This is a genomic window from Hafnia alvei (assembly GCF_900095695.1).
GTDB lineage: Bacteria > Pseudomonadota > Gammaproteobacteria > Enterobacterales > Enterobacteriaceae > Hafnia > Hafnia alvei_B.
In genome coordinates, this window is record NZ_FMIQ01000033.1 from 1 (window position 1) to 8,825 (window position 8,825).

General features: G+C 44.3%; 5 protein-coding genes and 2 pseudogenes. 2 read left to right on the forward strand and 5 right to left on the reverse strand.

Annotation, left to right across the window (positions count from 1 at the left end):
• Positions 1 to 521: 521 nt before the first annotated feature.
• Positions 522 to 1,736: pseudogene (locus BN1044_RS24305) on the reverse strand (transposase).
• Between the two features lie 108 nt (positions 1,737 to 1,844).
• Between BN1044_RS24305 and BN1044_RS09550 the strand changes: the two are divergent.
• A pseudogene (locus tag BN1044_RS09550) lies at positions 1,845 to 2,021 on the forward strand (IS66 family transposase); the annotation flags it as partial.
• A gap of 505 nt (positions 2,022 to 2,526) precedes the next feature.
• Here BN1044_RS09550 and BN1044_RS24310 read toward each other — a convergent pair.
• From BN1044_RS24310 to BN1044_RS09570, 3 genes are all read right to left on the reverse strand, one after another.
• Positions 2,527 to 2,742 (reverse strand): DUF7828 domain-containing protein, encoded by a 216-nt coding sequence (locus tag BN1044_RS24310; protein ID WP_438830563.1) that lies wholly within the window; start codon positions 2,740 to 2,742, stop codon positions 2,527 to 2,529.
• A gap of 259 nt (positions 2,743 to 3,001) precedes the next feature.
• Complete coding sequence (locus BN1044_RS09555) at positions 3,002 to 3,166, reverse strand: helix-turn-helix transcriptional regulator (RefSeq protein ID WP_081329562.1); 165 nt, start codon at positions 3,164 to 3,166, stop codon at positions 3,002 to 3,004.
• A 1,446-nt stretch (positions 3,167 to 4,612) separates the two neighbouring features.
• A complete protein-coding gene (locus tag BN1044_RS09570; protein ID WP_072308480.1) occupies positions 4,613 to 5,239 on the reverse strand; it encodes a YagK/YfjJ domain-containing protein in 627 nt (208 codons plus the stop codon).
• A 2,410-nt stretch (positions 5,240 to 7,649) separates the two neighbouring features.
• On the opposite strand from BN1044_RS09570, the gene BN1044_RS09575 reads away from it, so the two are divergent.
• On the forward strand, positions 7,650 to 8,363 hold the full coding sequence (locus BN1044_RS09575; RefSeq protein ID WP_072308481.1) for a hypothetical protein: 714 nt from the start codon (positions 7,650 to 7,652) through the stop codon (positions 8,361 to 8,363).
• 101 nt (positions 8,364 to 8,464) lie between these two features.
• Here BN1044_RS09575 and BN1044_RS23565 read toward each other — a convergent pair.
• On the reverse strand, positions 8,465 to 8,825 hold a 361-nt coding region (locus BN1044_RS23565), incomplete at its 5' end, for a hypothetical protein (RefSeq protein ID WP_175421599.1).

Sequence of the window (8,825 nt, forward strand, 5' to 3'; positions counted from 1 at the left end):
ATATTGATATGTAAGAATTTTCCAGCAAATAACCTTGCAATCCTTATGGGGTAAGGTGTGAGAGAATGTGCAGCCTATTTTACCAATGAGGGATTTCAATGAAATTTCACTTAAAAAGTGAAAAATCCTAATTTTTGTCTTGGATCAAAATTGTGATGTAGCGCTCAACTAATAAATAGATACATAATTAGCGCGCTATTAATTCGTGACTGCTATTTTTTTGTTACTGAAATTGGCATCATAGAAGATGCTAATATATTGTTGCAGAGAAGATTTTATGCTTTATGCCGCAAAAGTGACATTTCTATATTGGTGACACATTACAGCGCAGATAATCAGTGTTATGTACGATTAAAATTGGGGAAAAGAGGTGATGCTGATACGTTAATGTCTCCCACTCAACAATAACTGAGTGAACCGTGTACGGTCGCAAATAAACTGATAACGATATCAGGTTTCCACTTTAGTTCAGTGTTACCAATGGTGCAAAAGTGGGTCTTCCGCAACTTGGGTGGATCCGATCATGCAAGAGGACTCATCACTCGCCGCCGCCGCAACTCGAACCCGGCACGACCATACATCTGGCGTTTCCACATTTTCAGTCGGTTTAGATGTCCCTCAACAACGCCGTTACTCCACCTGGAACAAATAGCTTCGACTATTGCGGCTGCGTCAGATTCCATTCCTGCGGCAACCCGTAGGAGGTCAATCAGTCCGCTTTCGCTTACATTAATGAACCACGGGTTGAACAATGTTTTATTTTTCGTTTTCAGCATTCTGTAAAAGTCGAGTGCTAGCTGAGGCTCATTTTCTCACATCAACCCGATAAACCGTGATGCGTAGTTTTCCTCCCCCTCTGATTATTCTCCATGGCATCAACCAGCGGCTGACTTTTGAGGCTGAGGAAAGACGAAGCGCAGCAAGAAGTGGCTCCGTCACCCCTTTCCGCCATTTGGTCATGGCATCTCTGACCGTTGTTTCACTGCCGGTGAAGTCCATAGTCACCATTTCCCGCAATATCTGGCTGGCATTATGCTCACCCTTTTCCTGTTGTTGTTCCAACCAAACGCGCCATGAATCAAGAAGGCTGGGCTTCGGTGGCCGGGTTGACATCTTAGGTAACGTAACCGACCGTATCCATCGGCGAACAGCTACCCGCGATAACCCGGTGATACGAGATATTACCTTGATCCCTCGCCCATTTTTATGGAGTGAGTTCACTTCTGCCCAACGTTGATGCCGCTTTTCACGCCTCTGTTGCTTGCTCCGATCCGGAAGGAGAAGTATCGATGAGAATGCTGATTGAACTTCAGGAGTATTTTTTTGGGCGACAGTTCAGCGGCATTACCCGTTGCTGTTGCAGCCCGCTTCCCGGCCTCGCCACCGACGATTAGCCACCGTTGATGCTGTAAATTCTGCAGAGCCTCTGAGGATTACCGCCTAGAGCCAGCGAAAGGGAGCAGAGATTCAGCCAAGATTTTGCGCGAGCATGCCGACTTACGGCAGTACCAATGGCGGACAGCAAAGGTTAGATTAAGCGTTTGTCCTGAGCATGGAAGATGCTGTATACGCCACCGTCGGCAGCTATGCACGGAGCTACTGCGCTTCAGACATTCAGGGCAATTGGCTGATTTCCGGGTAGCCCGGAGATTGATACTCACACCGAGTGGGCTAGTGATTTGTTGGACGACCTGCCATCCGCGCGGCAACTGTAACAGAGCCTGAAGTGAAGTCATTTGTTGTCCCTAACTTAAAACAACTTAGAGCCTTTTTAACTAGAAAGTTTCATTAGTTTTCATCCACCCAAGTTGCGGAAGACCCACTTTTGCACCGTTGGTAACACAGTGCTGGTACCGAGCAGAGATAAGACGAAAACCGGCAGCATCTGGACGTATGTACGTGATGACAGAAGCGCAGGTTCATCAGATCCGCCAGCGGCATGGTTTGCCTTCTCACCAGATCGGCAGGGAAAACATCCTCAGCAACATCTTCGCCACTATCATGGTGTACTGCAGACGGATAGAGTCCGTCAGGTGTCCATTGACCATATTCTCCGAAACAATATTGCAAGGTGCGTAAAAGACGTTGAGGTTTAGTAACAGCAACATGTGCGTTGAGCATTGATTATTCGTTTCCCATAACCAATACAATAAGGCCGGTAGTGAGTAATGCCCTTCATCTAGCCTGAACGCTACAAATTCACCGTTCCTATGCCACATTGCAGATTGAAAATGCTGAATGCCAATTTGATAAAATGGGTCAGCTTCACCGATGGGGTGTTTCAAGTTAAAGCTTGTTGCAAAACAGAGTGAGAGCGTAGCTTATCGGCTGTGGGTTCTGAGTTGACTTCGATATGATGAGCAATTATCACATTCTCTTGTATTGTGGCTTTGAAGGCACTCCCACCACGGTGCAACTATTCTCTTGATAATCCGGTATAGCTTATCCGCCCCATGCCGTTAAAAGTCGGAGGTTGAGGTACTATCAGGACCTGTGTATCCCTCTAGGGAAGCGCCTAGCGAAGGGTTAGCACACTAGGGTAGGACATGCTGAGAAAGCTATTTCGGTAAGCTGCATGGGGTCATGGATAAAATACGCTGTCTCACCGTGTATCACCACTAACTCCATCGGGCATGAGCAATGAAAGCAGTAAAATTTCCATAACGTTGGATCTGAGAACTCTGATGCCGAGATAAGACAGCCGAATTCATTGACGGCGCTTTTAACGTGTTTATTTTTCATAGAACTACCTCAGTTTAGTGAGCTACTGTCTGTCGGAGAATGTCTTTGGCGGGGTTGCCGAGATGAAACACCCGTCCGGCACCACTCTGAATGTTAGAATTCACAGTGAGTGCCTATGTTCATTTCTGGCATGCATCAGGCATGTTTCGCCACATAACGCGCAGGCGAAATGGCCCTCTAATGGGCTGACTGATGGGGGGCGAATAATGGCTTGGGATGGACGAACCGTGGGTTTTGCAGTGAATGGCGAACTGAGAGGCTATGCGCGGGACTGCGTAATACGCTGCTGCATCCAGGCTTCTATTTCGCTTTTAAACCAGCGAGAGCTGCGTCCGAGCTTGATGGGCTTAGGAAAAGTACCGTCCTGAATGAGCTTGTAGAACCACTTGTCGGTCATGCCGGTAAATGTGGTGATAAATGCCATGTCGATAAGTGGATCTTCAGCTGAAAACTGATGGATATCTGTAGTGTTCAATGTATTTCTCCCTCTGAGTGCTCAATGGTGGGAGACGTTCGACGAGGTTGAGTCATGGTGTTCGCCGGTACGCCCTCAGAGGATGGCGTTCATCTGTTAAAAAATACCGGATTGGCTCCATCAGCCTAGCTGGGGACGTGATAAATGGGGAGCGTCAACGTCGCGGGGGTGTCGTGTTAGATTGTCATTGTTATCTGTTTATCCGCGATGCTTTGATGCGTTCAAGGGGCTTATTACACAGCAGCGTCTATACGCTGGGCTACGTGACAGTCACCTCTACTTGGAGTGCTAGGTATCAGATTGGAAATATGCTGGAGGAGAACGGTATAGTTCTTCTGAAAAGATCCCGCCTGAGTGCGATCTAACGGCAAATAGGGAGGTTCTTGCCATTTAATACAAGGCCTACCGCTAACCTGTTGTCCTGCCCGATTTAGGCAATGAATGACAGCCGCAATGGCATCACACAGCTCACCGTCGCGGGGCTGCCATATACTGTTCTGATTCAGTAACACCAACGCATGAAGCGCCGTTGGCGTGGGAAACCACAGATAGCGTAACTGTGTTGGTGGCGCGAGCTTGCCCTCATAAATCCTGTCGTCTATCAATCCGTCAAAAAGTGGCTCAAATGCGGCTTGAAATCTCGACAAGAACATTTGGGGGTCATTGCTATCTCCATAAAGTTCGAAGCTCAGTGCAATCAATCTGGGATATTGGTCAATAGCCGCCTGAAGGATGCGTTGTGTAGTCTTAAGATCCATTCTTATATCCTAATAGGTCGTCAGTATGGCGGGTAGTTGCCAGCGTGAGGGATACCCGTTGCAGTCTATCCGCCCAGGGTGACAAGCGATGAAAAGGTCACGTTTCAGTCAAGAACGTGCTCGGGGAGGAACTGTGCTTTGGGTTCATAGGATTGGGCTGACTTTTGGCGTGAACTTATCAAGCGATACTTTTCGGCATTCGCGTTTAGGGGTTGCGATGCTACGTTTCTTAAACATCAGGTAAGTCGGTTTATCTCTTCCTGAATAAACGTATCAGAGCCGTCCTGAAGAATGTGCTCAACGTATTGGTGTCGCGTAAGAGATCACTTCTGGCTATAACCGATTGAACGCTCAGATGCACTGTAAGCCTTGCTGCGCTCCAAGGCCTGATAACTGGCACGGTATACGAACGCGTTGTAATGATCGGTAAAATCAGGCTGGTTACGATCCACGTATCAAATTGCTGAACTGATTGACGGGATCCCCTGTTAACAACACGCTGTTAGTCCCCTGCCCGTAGGCTGATGCAAAACGCCAGCGATCGGGGTCTTTTACCCAGAAGCAGCTTAAGTGTCAGATGCCATCTACGCTGCTGCAGCGAGTCTTATGGAGTTGGTTCGTCCTCTTCAGGTGTGGCTTATGACCGCTTACGGCCATTCAACAGTGAGGGCCTGGACTGGCTACATTCGAATGAGTGCTTATTGTCACCAGCGCGTTTGGAATAGTATTTTGCTAGGTAAAACATGCGTTTTTCGGCCTGCGTACGCTGGAATGGAGCATTGTTTTCAATCCACATGCACGGAAATTCAGGTGTAAAGCTGGCGAGGTTTGCATACGATCCAATAGGTAATTTTATTGCACTGCACCATGCCCTCTGGATCATATTGGCAAGCGAGCCCGGTCCTGAATCAGGAAGGCTGTAATGACCCAACTGATGAAACGTGTTTTTATTAAGTATCAAAACGACATGATAGTGTTTATTGTCATTGCGGATACCAAACTCTCGCGCCCAGATGTAATGCAGCGTGGTGGAATGCACGCGTTTATCCTGCGAGCGCTTAACATCAATGTAGGTGTTAATCTGATACTTCAGGGCATCAATAAATCGCGAAATAGCATCATGGTCATCACGACAGACTTTGTTTTGTGGAAATCTTAACGTGACAAAGAAACAGGCAAGCTGGGAATGGTGACAGAGAGCGGAATTGACGGTGTATTGAATACGTTCGATGTATAACGGATGGTAAGAATAGGGTTCAGGCATGATTGACTCCGGTTAGAGAGGGTTTATTTTAGATCCACTTTCTGGCACCGCAATGCACTAATGGATCCTGAGTGAAGTTGATGAGCGAGGAATGAGTTTTAAATATTGACTAACGGAATGATTACTACGCAGTAAAGGCAATTATGATTTTCATAAGCAAGAAGAGTATCATTGGATAAAAGGGATAAGCGTTGAATGACGTGTTATTGATTATCAAGGGTAGAATATCTGTGAGTATGGCTTTCATGAAGTATGTGTAATTGGTATCTCAGTAAAAGGATTATCAGTGAATGAGTTTAAATGGTTTTAGTGAATAGGTTTAAGTAACTCATCATTAGAGACTGTAATTTAAATAACCCATCATTAATTTGATATGATTGATTTTAAATAACTATCATTGACTTGATGTACGTGTATTTAAGTAACTCATCATTAATTTAATATATTTATATCCGACAGATACCTGACCAAACATCCCCATCAGGCATGAATAATAACGGCACGCATCTTCCTGTAGAGTGGAGAATATCAATTCTGGAGTTATTATTTATCGTATACAATGCACTATGCATAAACGCCCTTTCACCCAGCAAGAACTCCCCCCTATTTAATTGGTTTAGCAAACGGACCAGAATGAATATGCCGGCAGGTCGCTTATCCATCATTCCTGTAAAGCTCGAGATGAACGAGTCATGTTCAGGAGTGGGTCATCCCGCAATAATGTCATGCCAGTTTTGTTGTTTTCTGCCGATTCATTTGTTGTTGTCATAATAAAAGTCCTCGTAGTGAATAGATTCGGGAGAAGATGCCTGTTGTCAACGAGGAGGAATGGGCATCGTTCTCATACCATATTGTCTAAGGTAAGAGTTTACTCGTTTTACAATAAAGGCCATCGCATCATCGCCGATATCCAGGACGAACCGATGTATTCCCCACGACGCTGAGTAAGTGCCATCAAGCTATTTGTGCGTTGCAAACATTAAGCCTGCGAGTACTTGCCTTTCCTGCTTGCAATGAGAGCATTATTGGTGGCGAGCAACAAATCACAGGTAATGAAAGTGACTTATCGTATAAATACGACCTGATGCAAAACACTTAATATTCGAGTTCGGATGCGCGCTACATCATATTGTGGCTTTTGTTGAACAGGTCAAAGCCAGCCGACATGATCATCCCCACCGGCACCCTCATTATGCGATCCGGACGCTATCCAGCATACCCAACAACATCATTCGGTTTAGCTTTTTGACCATCACCCTTGTTCTCCTACCTGCGCGTCATAGCCCCTCGGGCTTAGAGGGCCGATCGGCAACGTTTTGATGCGGAACACCACTGAACGCTGATGCTTCCCCCTGGCTGGCAATGCGCCGCACAGCCGAGGCTTCCCGTACCCTTCTTCACGCGCTACGTATGCTAAGGAGGGCTGGCGAGCAAATTGTCTATACACGGCGAACGCTTATCCCTACGGGGTAAAAACGCTCAAAGAGGTGCTGTTCGTGACAGCCTCTCTACGCCCAGAGGCCCAATATTCAGAACTGACTACTGCCCACGCAAAATAAGTCAGGGGAAATGACATAACCAGACACTTATTGCTCTGGTAGGGCAACGCACTGATGTTCTGTTCGCCATGATACACAGCAGGACTGGCACTCTCTACAGCGCCATAAATAGGCCAGGCAACTTAACAGGGGCATCTTCCTTATCACTCACCATTGCTCACGAGCGGTCGTCGCCAGCTGCTGGGTGAGATAGAGCTATACGCTCCGGAGCAACCTGATGATTGTTATGAATGCTTTATCATATTTCCAGAGCATATCAATAACCACCAGACTTATATTTTAGTGTACTTCTCATGAAAATACTTGATGAAATACTATCAATAATGCAATTTACATGCACTGATGGCTGAATACTGACGATTTCTCTATCTTCTTTTTTGAATCTGTTTTAAGTATTTTTTTATATCTTTTTAATAGCTTTTATTACTCTTTTTAGATTAATTTTAATATCTTTTTTTGCCCTTTTTAAGGTCTTTTAAAAATGTGTTTTGACGCCATTTTATTTATGTGTTAAGCCTGTTTATATTCTTTTAATTTCTAGATTTATGGGTAAAAATGAATAGTAATAGCAATCATTATCAAAAAGATGAAATCGAAAATACGTCCTCTAGTAGAGATGGCTCTCCGAACCATCAGCAGAATGCCAGTGCTGATAAATTAGATAAATCTCGCCCCTCTGCAGTATCCGACGTTTCACCGCCCACCCAGCCTCATGAAAATAACCCATCAACTCACAGCGTCCAGTCAGATACAAATTCCTTGATGAAGCACTCGGAGGCTTTAAGTCAAAGATATGAGAGAGCGAATAAAAAAACAAACTGACACCATCAGATTTTAAATGGTTAAAGGGAGTGGCAAATGAGCGTGCTATTTTCTGGGTGTGGTTATTTTTGAGAGGACTACTTGCTAAAAATGAAATTTACTCTATCTCAATAATAAAAGAAACCTCACTGGTATGGTCGCCAAATATACCTGATGATACTGTTATCTATGATTTTTTTCGACTTCCTAAAGAAACGGGGAGCACAGGAGAAAGAAGTCGCATTATTATTAATTTCTTTTATACACTAGAAAATCACAGTAACTCTGTAGATGCTCGCGGGCTTCTTGAAAAGATCCGCTTCATCTGGATGAATTTCATCTATCCAGTCAGAAATGTAGTATGGTTAAATAAGAAGAACGAATCAGAACTTGATGAGATATGGGACTATCTGTTAAAGAAAAAAGAGTTATCCGACTGCATTTTAAACTGGTTTAAACCCGTTGACAATAATGAGCGAAGACTGGCTATTATTGGGGCAATAGATTCTTTATGTTTATTTTACGACGTGCGTGATGTTTTTATCAAGAAAGACATATTTGTTAGTGCGTATAAAAACGCCTTGCAAAATAGACGTAGAGAAAAAAATGCAACCGGAAATAAAAAAGCAGGACTAAATGCTGAGATATCCCAAAAATCCAAGAATGCGTTGGTCAAAATGGCCGAGACAAAGGGCGTTAGAATAAATAAACTCATAGAAAAAATTATTCTGGATGAATACTCAAGATTCAATAGTAAAGATTGACGTACTGCATTCACTCTTTCGATGACTATGCCAGGCTTTCATCTGGCATTTTCTGAGCAGTCCAGTCCTAAATAGTTCATTTTACTCTCATTAGAAAAGCATCAGCGTTTTTCTGTTTGAGCATGACTTGCTCTTATTTTTCTTCTTGTGTCCGAATCAAACAGAAAATTTTCACCGATGTCATCAATGAAATTTTTTATAAAAATACTGCGCTGTTGCGCATAATAAGCCACGGAAGAAGCTGCTAATGAGATTTGTCTGTCATGAGTTACTTTTATACGGTTTACTTTATCCAGCCCTTTAAAGAAAGAAGAAAATAAATCCTTTTCATTGTGCTGGTACAGAAGGGTGAAAAATAGAGCATCGCCCAACATGTTTAATTGCGTATCGTCAGTGATTATCTCCAGCAGGCGACACAGCACAACATATTCGCTTTTATACCCAAGCCGATTGCACTCCAAT